This window comes from Glycomyces lechevalierae (genome assembly GCF_027622945.1).
Taxonomy (GTDB): domain Bacteria; phylum Actinomycetota; class Actinomycetes; order Mycobacteriales; family Micromonosporaceae; genus Glycomyces; species Glycomyces rutgersensis.
Map to the genome: position 1 here is coordinate 212,681 of NZ_JAPZVQ010000008.1, position 16,210 is coordinate 228,890.

Below are 16,210 nucleotides of genomic sequence, written 5' to 3' on the forward strand. Positions count from 1 at the left end.
TCCTCCGGATCTTGCGGCTCGTGCTTCGCCCGCCGCGAAACCGCAGATGGCAGGCCTGTTGACCCGGTCACCGTAACCCGGTGGGGGCCGCTTGAGGCCCGAATCGGGACCGCCGGGGACCCGCACGCGCGGGCGGTCGGCTAGGTTCGGCGCGTGGACATCGCAGACGACCCCCAGGCCCTGCTGGCCCGCGCGAAGGCCCTGACCGCGCCGGGCCGCGTGCTCATCGGCATCGCCGGCTGCCCCGGAGCGGGCAAATCGACCGCCGCCGCGTGGCTGGCGCGGGCGCTCGACGCGGAGGGCCGGCGGGCCGTGCAGGTGCCGATGGACGGGTTCCACCTGGCGAACGCCGAACTCGTGCGCCTCGGGCGGCGCGAACGCAAGGGCGCGATCGACACGTTCGACGGCCACGGCTACCGGGCCCTGCTGGAACGCCTTGCGGCCGAACGGGAAGCGGTGGTGTACGCCCCCGAGTTCGACCGCCGGGTCGGCGAGCCCGTGGCCGGGTCGATCGCGGTCCCGCCCGAGGCCGAGGTCGTGGTGACCGAGGGGAACTACCTGCTCGACGAGGACGGCCCGTGGCCCGGCGTGCGGGCCGCGCTCACCGAGGTCTGGTACTGCGAGACGCCCGAGCCGCTGCGGCTGGCGCGGCTCGTGGCCCGGCACGAGCGGTTCGGGAAGTCGCCCGAGCACGCCCGCTCGTGGGTCGCGGACGTCGACGAGCGCAACGCCGAGCGCATCCGCGCCGCGCGGCACCGGGCCGACCTCGTGATCGACTTCGAGGCGTTGGGCATCGGCAGAGCCGACGGGTAAGGCGCGGCCCGGATCTGATGCGCGACGGCGCGGCCCGGCCGGGCCGCGCCCTGCTCACGCCCGCACGCGCACGCTCAACCCCAGGTTGACGAGTGCCGAGACCGCTTGGACCGCAATGGTCCACGCGTAGGCCTCCTGCACGCCGACCTCCGGCACGAGGTGCAGGAACACCGCGCCGAGGACGGCCACGCCCGAGGCGAGGGAGATCTGCTGGAAGGTGGCCATCACGCCGCTGCCGACCCCGGCGCGCTCCGGCGGGATCTCGGCGAGGACCACCCGGAACAGCAGCGGCAGTTGCAGGCCCTGTCCGAATCCGACCACGACCAGCGCGGGCGCCATGGCGATCGCGGCCGTGTCCGACCACGCCGCCGTCACCGTCCACACGAGAGCGATGAGGCCGACGGCCTGCACGACCACTCCCACGGTGACCGAGCGGCCGCGGAGCATCGGCGCCAGCCGCGGCCCGAGCATCGACCCGGCGAAGAACGCGACCGCGTACGGCACCAAGGCGAACCCGGCGGCGACCGGCCCGTACTCGAGCCCTTGCTGGATCGCCACGGCCGAGGCGAAGAGGAACCCGCCGAAGCCCGCCATGGACAGCATCATCACCGGCAGGCCGCGCCGCATCCCCGGCAGCGCAAGAAGACTCGGCGGCAGCAGCGGCACGAGCCCCGCCCGCTCGCGGCGTGCCTGCGTGAACAGGAACAGGGCCGCCGTCAACGGGAACGCCGCCAGGCAGATCCAGGACCACGCCGGCCAGCCCGCCGCGCGGCCTTCGGTGAGCGGCACGAGGAGCAGGATCATCGCCGCGCCCAGGAGCGCGGCACCGAACGGGTCGAGCGGGGCCGACTTCGGGGCGTGCGACTCCGGGACCGTCCGGAACAGCATGACGACGGCGATCGCCACGACCGGCACGTTGATGAAGAACACCGAGCGCCAGCCGGTGCCGGCGATGTCCGCGCCGACCATCAGCCCGCCGAGGATCTGTCCGACCGCGAATGCAAGGCCCACAACGGCACCGAACATGCCCATGGCCCGCGCCCGCCCGGCCCCGGACGTGGTCGCCTGGATGGTCGCCATCGCCTGCGGCAGGCACAGCGCAGCCGTCGCGCCCTGCAGGACGCGGGCCGCCACGAGCGCCCCGCCCGTCGGCGCGAGCCCGCACAGCAGCGAGGTGACGCCGAACCCGATGAGGCCCAACACCATCATGCGCCTGCGCCCGAAGCCGTCGCCGAGGCGGCCCCCGAGCACGAGCAGCGAGGCGTACGCCGTCGCGTACCCGGCGACGACGAGTTCCAGCGCCGCCGGGCCGGCTGTGAGGTCGGCGCCGATCGTCGGCAGCGCCACATTCACGATGAAGGCGTCCATTGAGGACAAGGAGGCGATGAGGAGGATCGTGAACAGCCCTGCCCCCGTGAGGGCGGGCGGCGCGGCGGGGAGCGGCGAGGCGGGAGGTGAGGAGCTGTCGAGCGACGCTGAACGCGGCGCGCTTGCGGTCTGAGTCATGCACCGACTCTCGCGCGGCCCCCAACCCGGTACCTGATCGTCGTTATCCGGGGACTGGGAGCACCTGGATACCGAACGCGAATCGGAGCATCCTGGTGGGATGGGAACCATGACCGCGACCACCACGACAGCGGACGCCGAAGCCCCCGAAGCCCCGCACCTCGCCGCACGCCGCCGCGAACTCGCCGAATTCGTGCGCTCCCGCCGCGAACGCCTCACCCCCGAAGCCGTCGGCCTCCCGCCCGGCCGCCGGCGCCGCACCCCCGGCCTGCGCCGCGAAGAGGTCGCGCAGCTCGCCTCCGTCGGCGTCTCCTGGTACACCTGGCTCGAGCAGGCCCGCGACATCACCGTCTCGCCCCAGGTCCTCGACGCGATCGCCCGCGCGCTCCGCCTCGACTCCTCGGAACGGTTCCACCTGTTCGGCCTCGCCGGGGCGGTCGACCCCGTGCCGCGAGAGGCGCACGCCGACGTCTCGCCCTCGATGCGGGCGCTGATCAAGCAGGTCGAGCCGTTCCCCGCGTCGATCCAGAACTGCCGCTACGACCTCCTGCACTACAACCGCACCTTCAGCCGCCTGTTCACCGACCTCGACGCGCTGCCGCCGAGCGACCGCAACTGCATGTGGCTCGCGTTCATGGACCCCGACTGGGGCCGGAGCCTGGTCGAGCGGCGGGAGGTCCTCGAGCAGATGGTCGCGAACTTCCGCAACCTGGGGACCGGCCACTTCGAGGAGCCGCAGTGGCGCGCGCTCGTCGACCGCCTGCTCGCGGCCTCGCCGGAGTTCGGCGAGATCTGGGCGCGCCGCGACGTCGCCGACAAGGTCAAGCCCATCAAGATGTTCCGCAACCGCGACGTGGGCATCGTGCGCCTCCACGCCGACCGGATGTGGCTGCAGCCCAACGGCGGCATGCGCATGACCGTCTACAGCCCCGCCGACGACGAGACCGCCGAGAAGCTGGAGCGCCTCTACCGGCTCGCGGTCTGAGCCCGGGTGAACGGCGCCGTCAGGTGCGACGTGGCCAAGTGCCGCGTGCTCCCTGGCTCGGTCGCCAGCAGCCGCTGCCTCGAGCGCTTCGCCTCCGCGGGATCGCGTTCGAACATGTAGGTCAGTTCCGGGTAGAGCGCCTGGATCGCGTGGACGAGCAGGTCGCCCGTGATGAGCACCGACTCGCGGCCCGCTGCGACCAGCACGCTCTGATGCCCGGGCGTGTGCCCCGGCGTCGCGACGACACGGGCGGCGTCGCGCAGGGGCGCGTCGCCGTCGAGGAGCCGGAGCCGGCCCGCCTCCCGGAGCGGGTCGATCAGCGATGCGCGGAGCTGCGGATTGAGGTCGTCGATCGCGTCGAACTCTCTGCGCTGCAACAGGTACTCGGCGTTCGGGAAGAACGGGCCCCGGTCGCTGCTCGGGCCGTCGCCGCTCGTCGTGACCGCCTCCTCGGTCACGACCGCCCAGCCGATGTGGTCGGTGTGGAGGTGGGTGAGGACCACGGCGTCGACCTCGTCCGGGCCGATCCCCGCTTCCGCCAACGATTCCGGGAGCCTGCCGGGGAGGGGAGCCCAGGTCGCGAGCGCGTCCTCCGGACCGATCCCGGTGTCCACCAACGTGATGCCCCCGGGCCCGCGGATCGCGAACGCCCGGAACTCGAGGGTCCAGCGGCCTTCGGCGTCGATCGCGCCGGGGTCGAACCGGTCGGCCGCCGCCCACTGCTCGGCGATGGCATCCGGGAAGGCCGCCTCCCGGGAGGTGAACGGGAACGTGCCGGCGCCGTCGGTGAGGGCGATGATCTCGGTGTCGCCGATACGGATGCGAGGGATGGTCATGGCGGTGATCCTGCCACGCTCACTTGCCGGCTGGGCAGGGTGGGAAACGTGAGCGGAGAGTCCTGGGCAAAACGGACATCGATGGGCCCCCCGGTTGTAACCCTGACAGGGGGGTACGACGAATTCGGGTCCGCAGCGCCAAAGAAGCCCGTGAACAGGCAAGTTGCCCTGGAGCCCACTCCAGGCCGTAGGCTACGGGCCGTACCAGCCCGAGGCGCGGCCGAGACCGCGTTCCGAGGCTCCGACGACAAGGGGGAAACAGCGATGACTCGCGTAGCGGTGACCGGCGGCAGCGGCAAACTCGGGCGGGCGTGCGTCCGGGACCTGGTGGAGAACGGCTACGAGGTGGTCAACCTCGACCGCGCGCCCTCGCCGGACGACCTCGCGCCCTTCATCCAGATCGACCTGACCGACCACGGCCAGGTCGTCTCCGCGCTCACCGGCGTCGACGACCGCTACGACCGGCTCGACGCCGTCGTCCACCTCGCCGCGATCCCCGCGCCCGGGCTGCGCCCGAACTCGGCGATCTTCCACAACAACATGCTCAGCACCTACAACGTCTTCGCCGCCGCGAAGACCGCCGGCATCCACAACATCGTCTGGGCCTCAAGCGAAACCGTGCTCGGCCTGCCCTTCGAGACCCCGCCGCCGTACCTGCCCGTCGACGAGGAGTACGCGCCCCGCCCCGAATCCACCTACTCCCTCGTCAAGACCCTCGAAGAGACCATGGTCGACCAGCTCTGCCGCTGGAACCCCGAACTCAAGGCGACCGGCCTTCGCTTCTCGAACGTCATGAACGTCGAGGACTACGCCGCCTTCCCCGTCTTCAACGACGACCCGACCCTCCGCGACTGGAACCTGTGGTCGTACATCGACGCCCGCGACGGCGCGCTGGCGATCCGCCTCGGCCTCGAACGCGAAGGGACCGGCAAGGAGGTCTTCGTGATCGCCTCTCCGGACACTGTGATGTCCACGCCCACAGCGGAACTCGTCGAGACCCACTATCCGGACCTCGAACTCAAGCGCCCCGTCGAGGGCCACGAGACGCTGCTCTCGATCGACAAGGCCCGCAGGATCCTCGGCTTCGACCCGAAGCACACCTGGCGCGACTACGTCTGAGCGGGAACGAACACCGAAGGGCGGGACCGCGGTCCCGCCCTTCGGTCAGCCGGTCAGCCGGCGATCAGCTCCTGCGCCTTCACGGTGTAGTCGCGGATCTGGTCCTGCCACGCGTACGTCTCCACCTCGATCGCCGCGTACTGCTCGGCGACGACGGCGTCGTACGCGGAGGTCGCCGCCTCGCGGTAGCCGGTGTCGTCGCCGCAGGCCGCGAAGGCCACCGCCATGTCGACCTCGTACGCGCGCTTGCCTTCGAAGTCGTCGGGCACGTCGTCGGGCAGGTCCGGGGCGGGCGGGCTCGTGTCCACCGGCGGCTCCTCGCCCGGCGGCGCGCCCGGGTCGAAGGGCTCGCCCGTGTAGAGCATCGCGGAGTAGTCGTTCATCGCGAGCCGGCCGCCTTCGTCGAATTCCCAACCGGGGTAACCGGCCTCGTCGATGCAGCTGAGGAATCCGGCTTCGGCGTCGGCCATGCGGCCGGCGAACTCGGCCTCGATCGACTCGTATTCGATCTCCGGCTGCTCGGGCCGCCACTCCCAGACGAGGTAGCCGCCGTCGAGGTCGATCTCGACCTGCTTCGGCTCCCCGTAGATCGCCGTGATCATCTCGAGCTGACATCCGCCCGGCTTGGGCGCGCTCGGCGTCTCGCCGTCCCCGAAGTCCAGCGATCCGTCCTCTGAGGACGCCTCCTCCTCGCTCGGCTCTCCCGTGTACTCGAGGGCCGCAGTGGCCTCCTCGCCCTGGTACGCGACGCTCCAGGCCCGGCGCTCGTCGTCGGGCAGCGATTCGAACTCGGAGTTGTCGAACACGGGCTGGTCCGCGAACGGGTCGGGGTACGCCTCCGCGTAGTAGTCCTGCGTCTCTTCGGAATCGAACATCTCCGCGGTCTGGGCCCACCAGCCGAACCCCCACTCCGCCGCGATGTCCGCCTCCGGCAGGAACTCCGCGGTCGGGTAGGCGTCGACGAGCGAGGCGACCTCGTACGGCTCGTTCTGCCCCAGCTCCCGCTGGTCGTGCACGTCGAAACCCTGCGCCTCAAGGCATTCGGCGATCACCCTGGACTCGGCCGCGTCGAGCTCCTTCGAGAGCCGCACGCTCTCGTTGGCCATCTCGAGCAGTCCGGCCGCGTCCACGACCTCGGGATCGGCGGTCGCTTCGGAGGCGTCGCCGCCGGATTCGGTGCAGGCGGCGGTCGCCGCCAGGGCGGCGGCGCCGATCAGCCCGGCCGCCAGGCGCCATGGGGGAGCGGCGGCCATCCGCCATCGATGTTCACGCATAAGGCGAATACGCCGCGGGCCCCGCCGAACGTTGCAACGGGCGCGGCGGCTACTGGAGCCGCTTCTGCCATTCCAGGTCCGTGATCTGGAGCCGGGTGCGCTCCGAGCCGTCCCAGTTCGTGCGGAACCCGTGCGCCTGCAGCACCTTCACCACCTCGTGCCCCACCGCGATCGTCTCCTCGGTCAGGTTCGACCGCGAGCCGTACGCGAGGTAGAGCACTCCGTCCCCGGCGGTCTCGGTGTCCTGCATGTGGAAGAAGACGTAGCCGCGGTCGTCCGGGTCGGCCTCGCCCCAGATCTCGCTGGTGCCGCAGTTCTGGCAGCACGCGAAATGCTCCCGCGCCACGATCCCGCCCGCGTCGAGCTCCGCGAAGGCCGCCGTGAGCCGGTCGCAGTCCGTCACGCCCCAATCGGCCTGCGCCGCAACGTGCTCGCGCCACATCGGGGCGAGGATCTCGCGCGCCTGCGCCCTCGTGATGGGCGGATCGGCCTCGGACATGTCCTGGAGCGCCCGCACCATGTCGTCGAAGGACAGGTACCCCTCCTGGAGGTACCGGGCCGCCAGCACCGTCGTCTCCGCGGCCGCCTCCGGGGCGGGCGCGGGCACCGGCTCCGGGGCCCACCACTCGGCGGGAGCCCACGGATGCCCGCCCTCCCAACCGGATTCGCTCCGCGCCCACGCCACGAACACGTCGGCCGCGACGTCCGCGTCGAGCACCGCCTCCATCCAGGGCTCGTCGCCGGTCCGGTACGACACCACGAGCCGCCCGTCACCGTCCCCGGCGGCCTGGATCGTGTCGTGCGGCAGGTACGGGACGCGCTCGACCACGATCCACTCGATGGTCCCGTCGGCCACCTCGAGCACCCGCGTGCGGAGCTCGTTCGCGGTGGGACGCTCGAACTTCGGGCGCCGGTCGTCGTAGCCGCGGACGGCGAGCGGCTCGTCAGGGGTGAGGCTCATGCGGCCACCCTACGACGCGGCCTCCAGCGCTCAGACCTCGTACCAGATGTGGAAGTCGTCGTACTTGTGGATGCCGGGCGCGCCGCCGATCTCGCGCACGGCCGCCTGCAGCGCCACCAGCTGCTCCACCCGCATCGGCAGCGCCGCCTCGTCCGGCTGGTACGTCCAGCCGCGCGGGTAGTCCACGCCAGGCTGGACCGACATCTCGACGTGGCAGCCGAGCAGGTGCGAGACCGGATGCGCCTCGCACCACGCGACGAGCCGGTCGACGGTGGCCGCGAACGCGTCCCAGTCGTCCACGTACAGCCGCCCCGGGTAGAACGTGTCCCCGGTGAGCAGCAGCTGGGTCCACCGGTCGTAGAACACCGTGGCCGACATGTGGTGCCCGGGCCCCGGCACGACGTCGACGACCCGGCCGCCCAAGTCGAGTTCGCGGGAGGTCTCGGGCCAGTCGTCGAAGCCGTAGAACGCCTGCACCGCATCGATCGCGGTACCGACCACAGTGGTGTCCGGCCGGTCCGCGAACTGGGCGTCGGCGGCCTTGTGGTCGCCGTGCCCGTGCGTGTGGGCGACGATGAGTCGGTACTCGCTGCGGGGGTGGCGGGTCAGCCACTCGGCGATGTGCGTGTCGACGACCGCGCGGAGCGGGAAGTACTGGGCCTGCGGGGTCGCGCCGGTGTCGACGAGGAGGGCCGCGTCGTTGCCGAACAGCAGGAACATGAACGGCGCCTCGTAGTTCACGGACTTGTTCTGGCGCATGATGATCGTGTGCTCGTCGGCCGCGTGCGACTGGATCTCCGGGGCCGGGTCGTGCTTCGACGAAGGCCAGCCCGCGTGCCAGTCCGCTTCGACATGAGGGTCGGACCCGCCGGGACGGAACCTCACAGGCTGATGCGACATGGTCTCCTCCTCAGCGAACACGGGCCCCGCATCGAACGCGGCGGTCCCGGCAGCGAGCGTACGCAACGCCCCGGCCGCGAGCACCGCCTCCACCCGCTGGCAACGATACGGCCGATTCCACCCGAACCAGGGCAACCCCACGCCGCGACGAAGGCGTACTCCATGCGTTCCACCCCACTCGCAGAAAGACACCCGATGCGTCGTCTCGTCATTCCCGCCCTCACCGGAGCGTTCGTCCTCTCCGCCTGCAGCGAAACGGAAACCGAAGTCACCGAAGCGGACATCGCCGCCATCGAGGCGAGCCTCGTGAACGGCTCGGCGCTGGCCTGGGAGCTGACCCAGGCCGAGACGCGGGTGGCGAGCATGTGCATGCAGGACGAGGGGTTCACCGTGCACGACACGAACCGCTTGCACGGCAGCATGATCCCGAACCGCTTCGAAGGGTTCGAGTCCCCGTACGCGCGCGTCCCCGCGGTCGAGCAGGCCGAGAAGCTCGGCTTCGGGACCTGGGTCTGGGCGACGGACACCGAAGCGGCCCAGGCGATGCGGGAGGACATGGACTACCTCGCCTTCACCGCCGAGGACCAGGGCTGGACCTCCGGCGACGAGGACGACTCCTATGCGGAGTGGCAGGCGATGGACGCCGAGTACCAGGAGGCCTGGACCGTGGCGTTCGTCGGCGCGGAGCGCGCCGCCTACGACGCGGCCATGTCGGAGGCGTTCGAGGAGGCCGACACCGACGCGGAGATCGAGGACATCGATCTCGGCGAGGAGCCGCCCTTCGGCGGCTGCGAGCTGCAGACGATCGAGATCGTCTACGGCGAGCCGGTGCACAGCGAGTTCGAGGACGGCGAAGGCTACTGGAGCAGGCCCGACACGGAGAGCCCCCTGACCTGGATCGGCGACGGCGACCTGTACGCCGAACTCTCGGCCGACCACGCCACGCAGGAGGAGGACTTCCTCGTCTGCGTCGAAGAACGCGGTTACGGCGAATGGGAGTTCGACGAGTTCGGGTGGCTCCCGACGGGCTCGTACCTGGACCAGATGTACGGCGGCGCCGAGGCCACGGAAGGGGTCCCGCCGCTCACCGACGAGGCCGAAGACGCCGACCCGGTCGCCTACGAGTTCGCGATGGCCCTCGACTTCGCCGAGTGCGCCGAGGACGCCGGTCTGCGCGAGGGCACCGATGAGGCCTGGGCGCGCATGAGCGTCGCGCAGGTCATCGACCGCGAATCCGAGGTCTACGCCTGGGAGAAGCAGATCGAGGAGTACCTGTCCAACGCCCAGGACTATCTCGCCGGGCAGTAGCCGCGCAGGTATGTTCGGGCCGGTCGACCCCCACCAAGGTCGACCGGCCTGCCGGGGGGAGTGGGTGTCAGGCGTCCCGTGGTGCGGCGATCAGAGCGCGGACGCGCTTGAGCAGCCACGGGCACCACTCGTCGTTCTTCCACGCGCCGTTCCACATCGGCTCGTCCATGGCGTCGGCCTCGATGCGGCACACTTCGTGCGGGCCGACGCCGTCGTCGCAGTCGAGCAGATAGACCGCCGGAGTGTTCGGGTAACAGGACTGGTCCGCCGGGATCTCGTACAGCGTGAACACCGCCGGGCCGCGCCGGAACCAGCCGAGGTGGCCGTGGATCCCGGGTTCGCCGTCGGACCGGAGGTTGTACCGGTCCTGCGGGTCCTTCGCGCGGGTGGTCGGCCTATCCATCGCAGAACCGGACCCCTCCGGGACGCCTCGTCGAGGCGCCCTCACGGAAGTCGTTGCCGCCCTTCGGGTGCGGAGAGGGCCGGGCGAATCGGTAGAAGTACCGGAACGCCGTGTCCTCCAGCCACACCTTCCATTCGGAGGCGTAGCCGCGCCACCCTTCGCCCCAGGTCGCGTGCATGACGCCGGAGTTGATACCGGAGACGATCAGGACGATGTCCGCGCGCGTGCCGGGCACGTAGACCTGGAACGAGTCGGGCGCATCGGCGCTCGACGCCCGCACCGCGAATTCGGTGCGCCCATCGGTGAATCGACCGCGCACCAACGGATCGGAAGGCTCCGGCGACTGCGAGATCGTGGATCGAATCGTATCGGCCATCTCATATCACTCCACTTCGGATTCTGTCGGATGCCCGACAGTTCTGGCCCAGCGCCCGCCGAAACGGCTGGCACCTGACGAGCGCCGGGCTCTCCCACCGTGTCCGTGGCCTGTGACCATGTCCCGGACTTCTTCAACCTAAGGCGAGTGCAAGCCTCTGAGCAGGCGGTCTATCGCGTGAGTCGTGAAGGCGGAGTTATTGATCCATACTTTTGAGGGCCTATTTTGTATAGATGCTTTTGGAATGGCCCGGCATGACAGATGTTTACCGTGTCGCAACCGAGTGTCATCATGGGAGGCCAGCATCGAATTCCGCTGAGGCAGGAGGCAACCCACCGTGCCATCATCGAAGCTCGCAAAGTGGCTCCCGGGCCGAGAAGTCCGAGTCCGCCGACTCGAAAGGAAACTCAGTCAGGCAGCGGTCGGAAGGTTCGTGAAGCGCACCGATCAGACCGTCGCGAAGTGGGAGCGCGGCGAGAAGTGCCCCGATGTCGGGCAGATGTGGGCACTCGCGGCTCACCTCGGCATGGACGAGGAACTGAAGTCGTACATGATCCAGATCGCCGAGAACGAGCACGAGGAGAACTTCCAGGCTGACCGCCGTTTCAACGCGATGTGCCTGCGCATGGCTGAGCGGTCAAACGGCCTCATCCTGAAGTGGGAGACCTACTTCATTCCCGGAATCGCACAAACCCGTGCCTATCACTTCGATTTCGTGAAGGTCGGTTCCAACGGCACCGATGAGCAGGCCAACCGAGGTTGGGCGTTCAAGAAGGAGCGGCAGGAAGCGCTCTTGAGGCGCACCGACAGTCCGCAGGTCAAACTGCTTATCGCCGCAACCGCGATCGAAAGCCTGCGGCACATCGGCGAAGACGCCCGTGAAGAACAGATCGACCGCCTTGCGGAGCTCGATGCGCTCCCGAACTGGGATATCCATGTCCTCGACGCCATCTATCCCGAGGGCGCACATGCATTCGACATCTACCTTCCGGATGGGGCGGAGTTCGGTAGCCCGCCCTTCGTTTACGCGGAGGTGTGGGATGCCAGTTGGTGCATCGAGGAGAGGGACAGGCTCGCGCGTTACGATGAACTCTGGCAGCTTCTGTGGGGCAAATCGATACCGTTGAGGGAGTTCCTGAATGAATGACGTGACCGCCTGGCGCAAGAGCAGCCGAAGCGGCGTGGACAACAACTCCAACTGCGTCGAGCTCCGCCGTGCCTGGCGCAAGGGCACCCGCAGCGGGGTCGATAACAACTCGGATTGTGTCGAGCTGGCCGCTTGCCCTGAAGGCGATGGCTTCCACGTCCGTGACTCCAAGCTCGGCGATGCCTCCCCGGTCTTCGACCTCACCCCCGGCGACCTGGTGAGCCTCCTGGGCCACGCCCGCTGACACCTGGCACAACGTTCGGGGTCGGTCGTGTCGATGCATCGACACGGCGGGCCCCTTTTTAGTGCTTCGAGTTGAACGGAACATCCGCCCCGCCTCGTCCAAGTCCCTCGTACACGCCAGGCCGGACGAGGCGGGGCGAAGCGTTACTTCTTCACTCGGTAAGTGAGGCAGGCGAACTGGCCGACCGCCTTGGTTTCGACCAGCTCGAGTCGGTCGGCGAGGAGGCGGCGGGGGAGCAGCGGTGCGCCCGCGCCGAGGAAGACCGGCGCCAGCGAGAGCACGATCTCGTCCAGGAGCCCGGCGTCGGCGAACTTGCCGACCAGTTCACCGCCGCCGACGATCCACCGGTTGCGTTCGCCTGCGGCAGCGACCATCTCGGCGTGGACCGATGCGACGTCGCCCGAGGCGAAGCGGATATCGGCCCCCGGTACCGCCGGAAGGTTCCGGCTCGTGAAGACCCAGGTCGGCATCGGGTACGCCCACTTCTCGGGGTGCTCAAGCGCCTTCTCGTGTTCGAGGATCCACTCGTAGGTCGTGGATCCCATGCATATGGCCCCCACACCGGCGAAGAACTCGTTCATCTCGTCCAGCGGCGTCTCCTCGCCTTCCCCGACTTCCTCAGGGTTTCCTCCGGGAACGGCGAACAGCCATTCCAGGGAGTTGTCGGGGTCCGCGATGAACCCGTCGATACTGGTCGCGGTGTTGTAGATGGTTTTCGCCATCCGGACAGCCAATCACGGGTCACCGACACTCCGCGGCGCATCCCGCGCCACCGGACACGGCCTAGCGCCGATCCATGCCGGTGCCGTAGCCGATGAGCAGGTTCACCCCGGTCAGGGCCAGGAGGAGAAACGGCACGTTCTGGGCGAGGCTCGGGTTCGACGATTTGAGTACACAGACCAGCAGAATGACCGCGAGGACGGAAAGGGCGAAGGCACCTCGTGCGGTGAGTCGAAGCATCTTCGCTACAAGGGGCCCGATGATCATCGCGCCGAGCGGGGCGAGCAGCAGGGCGGCCATAATGAACGGGGCGACCGGTGCGATGGCGCCGGGACCCGGTGGGGTGTCTGAGGTCCTGATCGCGACTGACTCGGCGGTATCGCCGATGTACATGATCGCTGCACCAACGGCTACCTGCGCGAGGCTGACCAAGAGGGACTTCAACATCGCCTCGGCGCGTCCCTCGCGAAGCAGGCGGGATCGGACCTCGCGCCGCCCCGAGGGGTTCGCTCGTTCGCTCATGCGTCCCAAGAGTACGGTCCGCTGCGCCCTGCCTCAGCGGCCCTGCGCGGCAAGGCCGTCGATGAAGATCTCGATGTAGCGGGCAGTCGCCTCGCGGTTCGCCTCGGCCGGGAGTTCGGGCATGCGGCAGGTGACGAGGCTGATGAGCCGCAACAGGTCTGCGCCTCCGATGTCAGTGCGCATCGCGCCCTCGGCCTGCGCCCGCTCGACCGCAGTCTCGAAGCGTTCGAGCCAGATCGCGGTCAGGCTCCGCAGCTCCTCGTCCCGGTCGCGGTGTTCGGACAGCCAGCCCCGCAACGCCCCTGAGAGCGCGCCGAGGTCGGGTTCCGCGCAGTGGCGAACGAGCCGCACGACCGCGTCCCAACCGGTCGGCTCCTCGTCCAGCGCCGCTGCCGCCACTTCGGTGACGCGCCGGAACATGTCGGCGGCGACTTCGCGGATCAGGCTGTGCCGGTCGGGAAAACGCCGGTAGAGGGTTCCGACCCCGACCCCGGCGCGCTGGGCGATGTCCTCCATCGGCACCTCCGGTCCGCGCTCGCCGATCAGGGCGGCGGCGCCGGCGATGATGCGTTCGCGGTTGCGCTGGGCGTCGGCGCGCAGGCGCGGCGCGGGGGCGGTCGAAGTCATAGCCCGATAGTACTGGACGATTTTCTTCCGCTTATGCTAGCTTCTAAGCGGAAGACATTCTTCCACTTAACCTTGGAGGCGACATGATCCTCGTGACCGGAGCTACGGGCTCGACCGGCAAGCACCTTGTGTCCCAGCTGCAAGCGCGCGGCGCGGCGTTCAAGGCGCTCGTCCGCGACAAGGCGAAGGGCGAGGCGCTCGGCGTGGACTTCGCGATCGGCGACTTCGACGACCCCGCATCGCTCAGCGCCGCAATGGAAGGCGTTGACCGGGTCTTCCTCGCCTCTCCCGGTGCCCAGACCGAGGCGCCCGACGGCGAGCAGCCGATGATCCGGTGGGAGCGGAATGTCATCGACGCGGCGAAGGCCGCCGGGGTCCGGTACGTCGTCAAGCTCTCGGTGTGGAACGCGCGCATCGGAGGTCGCATGTCCGAAGGCGCGCACGGCGTCGTCGAGGCCTATCTCAAGGACTCGGGTCTGGCCTGGTCCATGCTCCAGCCGGGCGGGTTCATGCAGAACTTCCTCAGCCCGGCGTCGAGCCTGGCCGACGAGGACGGCAACCTGATCGGCCCCGAAGCCGATGCGCCCGTGGCGTTCATCGACTGCCACGACATCGCCGCCGCTGCGGCCGCGCTGCTCACGGGCGACGCGGGCCGCAACGAGTCCTTTGTGCTCACTGGCCCAGAGTCCGTCCGCTACAGCGAGATCGCCGCGAAGCTCACCGCGGGCTGGGGCCGTCCGGTCGGTTTCAGCGGCCAGTCCGAGCGCGCGATCGCGGACCGCCTGCGCGGCTACGGTCTCGCCCCGCAGCAGGCCGACGAGATGGCGTCGCTGTACGCCTCGCTCGGCGAGGGTATGTTCAGCGAGGTCTCCGACGCGGTCGAACGGCTCACCGGAGCCGCGCCGCGCAGCTTCGACGCGTTCATGGCCGCGAACCCGGACGCGTTCCCCGCCTTGGCGACCGCCGGTCGCTGATGCCCACGAACCCGGAGGGCTGTGGGCCGGCCGAGACACCCGCCAAGGTCGACTGGCCTGCCCGGAGGAGTGGGTCTCAGGCGTCCCGCGGGGCGGCGATCAAGGCGCGAATTCGCTTGAGAAACCAGGGGTACCACTCGTCGTTCTTGTACGCGCCGTTCCAGATCGGCTCGTCCATGGCGTCGGACTTGATGCGGCACGCGCATCGAGGTGGGGAGTGGCCCACGAGCCTCATGGCCGTGTTCCAACGGGTCGCCTCCTCGGCCACCGCCGACGCCACGCCTGCGCGTCAAGCCCGGGGTCGCTTGACCGCAAGCTCCATCAGGTGAACGCTCGCGCGCGATCGGCTCGAGCGCGGAATCGAGCGGGCTGCAACCAGGGCTCATGAAGTCCAAGCAGGTCTCCGGCGGCCCGGTGCGATCGCTACGAGGTTCAATCGGGCGGCGACGGTGAGGGGGGCTCGAACCTGCCTCCGGCTGCCCGGTCCGATCGCGTCGGGGTTCAACCTGCCAGCGACAACGAGGCAGGGGGTGGGGCTTCGGTTGCTCGTCGGCTGCTTGGTGTGCGTGGGCCCGTGTTCATTCGGGCAGCGACAACAAGGCCTCATAAGATCCTTGCCTCTCTCCGGCCACCCGGTCCGATCCGGTCCGCGTTCAGTCTGGCAGCGACAACAAAGCCTCAGGCGGTCCCGGCCGGTCTCCGGCTGCTTGGTCTGATCGTTTCGAGGTTCAACCTGGCAGCGACAACAAGGCGGGGGCGGGGCTTTGGCCGGTCTCCGGCTTCCCGGTGTGTGTGGTTCGGGGTTCGGGCGGGCAGCGACTGGAAGGTACTGGCAGGGGTCGGTTGCTCGCCTTGGGCATGCCGAGGGACCCGATCCCTCTCGAGGATCAGGCTGCGCTGCATGGTGGTTGTTGCCCTTGCGGCGCTTCCCCCAGCAGTCGCCTGCTGGGGCAGCCTAAGACCGGTATCGGGGAGGGCGGGCTCGGTGCCCTGAACTTCTCTCGGCATCTTGCCTTGGCGGCCCGCATGGCTTGGATCGCCCGGTCCCGGTCGATCATCTGGGCCATCCCATCAAGCTCGGGCTTCATCGTCTCGGACCATTCGGAGCGGTAGAGCCCGGTGGGGAACACATCCCAGTCCGAGTCTTGGTGTTCGGTGTCCATGTCGTGGTCGGTGCGCCAGTCGGAGCAGCCGCACCCGGATTCACCGGAGGCGCTCAGGGCGGGTTCGTGGCCATCGTGGTGGGTGATGATGGCCTGGCCCGGGCCGGTCTTCTCCACCGACCAACCGGTCGTGTGGATGCGGCCGTGGTGGAATCGGCAGAGCAGGATCAGGTTCTCGGCGGCCGTCATGCCGCCGTCAGCCCAGTGCTGGATGTGGTGCGCTTCGATCCAAGCGACCGGGCGGTCGCAGCCCTGCCAAGCACACCCTTTCGGTTGCTCAAGCTCCAGCTTCCTCCTAAGGGAAGCGTTCGGGAGGCGCATCGCCCGACCGA

18 protein-coding genes are annotated in these 16,210 nt (G+C 69.4%); 7 read left to right on the top strand and 11 right to left on the bottom strand.

Annotated elements, in window-relative coordinates; all coding sequences use genetic code 11:
- Positions 1-153 precede the first annotated feature (153 nt).
- Entirely contained in the window at positions 154-813 is a 660-nt protein-coding gene (locus O2L01_RS14880) for a nucleoside/nucleotide kinase family protein (protein ID WP_270122744.1), read from the top strand.
- Between the two features lie 54 nt (positions 814-867).
- On the opposite strand, the gene O2L01_RS14885 is transcribed toward O2L01_RS14880, so the two are convergent.
- Positions 868-2,319, bottom strand: a complete 1,452-nt coding sequence (locus O2L01_RS14885; RefSeq protein ID WP_270122745.1) for an MFS transporter — start codon at positions 2,317-2,319, stop codon at positions 868-870.
- A gap of 100 nt (positions 2,320-2,419) precedes the next feature.
- Here O2L01_RS14885 and O2L01_RS14890 point away from each other — a divergent pair, with 100 nt between their 5' ends.
- Positions 2,420-3,304, top strand: coding sequence for a helix-turn-helix transcriptional regulator (locus tag O2L01_RS14890; protein ID WP_270122746.1), 885 nt, complete (start codon positions 2,420-2,422; stop codon positions 3,302-3,304).
- On the opposite strand, the gene O2L01_RS14895 is transcribed toward O2L01_RS14890, so the two are convergent.
- Positions 3,286-4,140, bottom strand: a complete 855-nt coding sequence (locus tag O2L01_RS14895; protein ID WP_270122748.1) for an MBL fold metallo-hydrolase — start codon at positions 4,138-4,140, stop codon at positions 3,286-3,288. The two genes, O2L01_RS14890 and O2L01_RS14895, sit on opposite strands and share 19 nt — an antisense overlap.
- Positions 4,141-4,404: 264 nt before the next feature.
- On the opposite strand from O2L01_RS14895, the gene O2L01_RS14900 reads away from it, so the two are divergent.
- Positions 4,405-5,259 (top strand): NAD-dependent epimerase/dehydratase family protein, encoded by an 855-nt coding sequence (locus O2L01_RS14900; RefSeq protein ID WP_270122749.1) that lies wholly within the window; start codon positions 4,405-4,407, stop codon positions 5,257-5,259.
- Between the two features lie 53 nt (positions 5,260-5,312).
- Here the strand turns inward: O2L01_RS14900 and O2L01_RS14905 are convergent, their stop codons facing one another.
- The 3 genes from O2L01_RS14905 to O2L01_RS14915 form a co-directional block, all read right to left on the bottom strand.
- A complete protein-coding gene (locus O2L01_RS14905) occupies positions 5,313-6,512 on the bottom strand; it encodes a hypothetical protein (protein WP_270122750.1) in 1,200 nt (399 codons plus the stop codon).
- A 70-nt stretch (positions 6,513-6,582) separates the two neighbouring features.
- Positions 6,583-7,494, bottom strand: coding sequence for a DUF6891 domain-containing protein (locus O2L01_RS14910; protein WP_270122751.1), 912 nt, complete (start codon positions 7,492-7,494; stop codon positions 6,583-6,585).
- Between the two features lie 30 nt (positions 7,495-7,524).
- Positions 7,525-8,394 carry an MBL fold metallo-hydrolase gene (locus O2L01_RS14915; RefSeq protein ID WP_270122752.1) on the bottom strand — a complete coding sequence of 290 codons (870 nt, stop codon included), beginning with the start codon at positions 8,392-8,394 and terminating at the stop codon, positions 7,525-7,527.
- 195 nt (positions 8,395-8,589) lie between these two features.
- On the opposite strand from O2L01_RS14915, the gene O2L01_RS14920 reads away from it, so the two are divergent.
- A complete protein-coding gene (locus tag O2L01_RS14920; RefSeq protein WP_270122753.1) occupies positions 8,590-9,702 on the top strand; it encodes a hypothetical protein in 1,113 nt (370 codons plus the stop codon).
- Between the two features lie 67 nt (positions 9,703-9,769).
- Here the strand turns inward: O2L01_RS14920 and O2L01_RS14925 are convergent, their stop codons facing one another.
- Positions 9,770-10,105, bottom strand: coding sequence for a hypothetical protein (locus tag O2L01_RS14925; protein ID WP_270122754.1), 336 nt, complete (start codon positions 10,103-10,105; stop codon positions 9,770-9,772).
- Complete coding sequence (locus O2L01_RS14930; protein WP_270122755.1) at positions 10,098-10,424, bottom strand: hypothetical protein; 327 nt, start codon at positions 10,422-10,424, stop codon at positions 10,098-10,100. The genes O2L01_RS14925 and O2L01_RS14930 overlap by 8 nt, the downstream gene beginning before the upstream one ends.
- A gap of 394 nt (positions 10,425-10,818) precedes the next feature.
- Here O2L01_RS14930 and O2L01_RS14935 point away from each other — a divergent pair, with 394 nt between their 5' ends.
- Entirely contained in the window at positions 10,819-11,628 is an 810-nt protein-coding gene (locus O2L01_RS14935; protein ID WP_270122756.1) for a Scr1 family TA system antitoxin-like transcriptional regulator, read from the top strand.
- Entirely contained in the window at positions 11,621-11,872 is a 252-nt protein-coding gene (locus tag O2L01_RS14940; protein ID WP_270122757.1) for a DUF397 domain-containing protein, read from the top strand. The genes O2L01_RS14935 and O2L01_RS14940 overlap by 8 nt, the downstream gene beginning before the upstream one ends.
- 143 nt (positions 11,873-12,015) lie before the next feature.
- Here the strand turns inward: O2L01_RS14940 and O2L01_RS14945 are convergent, their stop codons facing one another.
- From O2L01_RS14945 to O2L01_RS14955, 3 genes are all read right to left on the bottom strand, one after another.
- Positions 12,016-12,594, bottom strand: coding sequence for a dihydrofolate reductase family protein (locus tag O2L01_RS14945; RefSeq protein ID WP_270122758.1), 579 nt, complete (start codon positions 12,592-12,594; stop codon positions 12,016-12,018).
- A gap of 61 nt (positions 12,595-12,655) precedes the next feature.
- Positions 12,656-13,114, bottom strand: a complete 459-nt coding sequence (locus O2L01_RS14950; RefSeq protein ID WP_270122759.1) for a hypothetical protein — start codon at positions 13,112-13,114, stop codon at positions 12,656-12,658.
- Between the two features lie 33 nt (positions 13,115-13,147).
- Entirely contained in the window at positions 13,148-13,741 is a 594-nt protein-coding gene (locus O2L01_RS14955; RefSeq protein WP_270122760.1) for a TetR/AcrR family transcriptional regulator, read from the bottom strand.
- An 83-nt stretch (positions 13,742-13,824) separates the two neighbouring features.
- On the opposite strand from O2L01_RS14955, the gene O2L01_RS14960 reads away from it, so the two are divergent.
- Positions 13,825-14,715: an NmrA family NAD(P)-binding protein gene (locus O2L01_RS14960; RefSeq protein ID WP_270122761.1), complete on the top strand. Its 891-nt coding sequence runs from the start codon at positions 13,825-13,827 to the stop codon at positions 14,713-14,715.
- 887 nt (positions 14,716-15,602) lie between these two features.
- Here the strand turns inward: O2L01_RS14960 and O2L01_RS14965 are convergent.
- On the bottom strand, positions 15,603-16,210 hold a 608-nt coding region (locus tag O2L01_RS14965), incomplete at its 5' end, for an HNH endonuclease signature motif containing protein (RefSeq protein ID WP_270122762.1).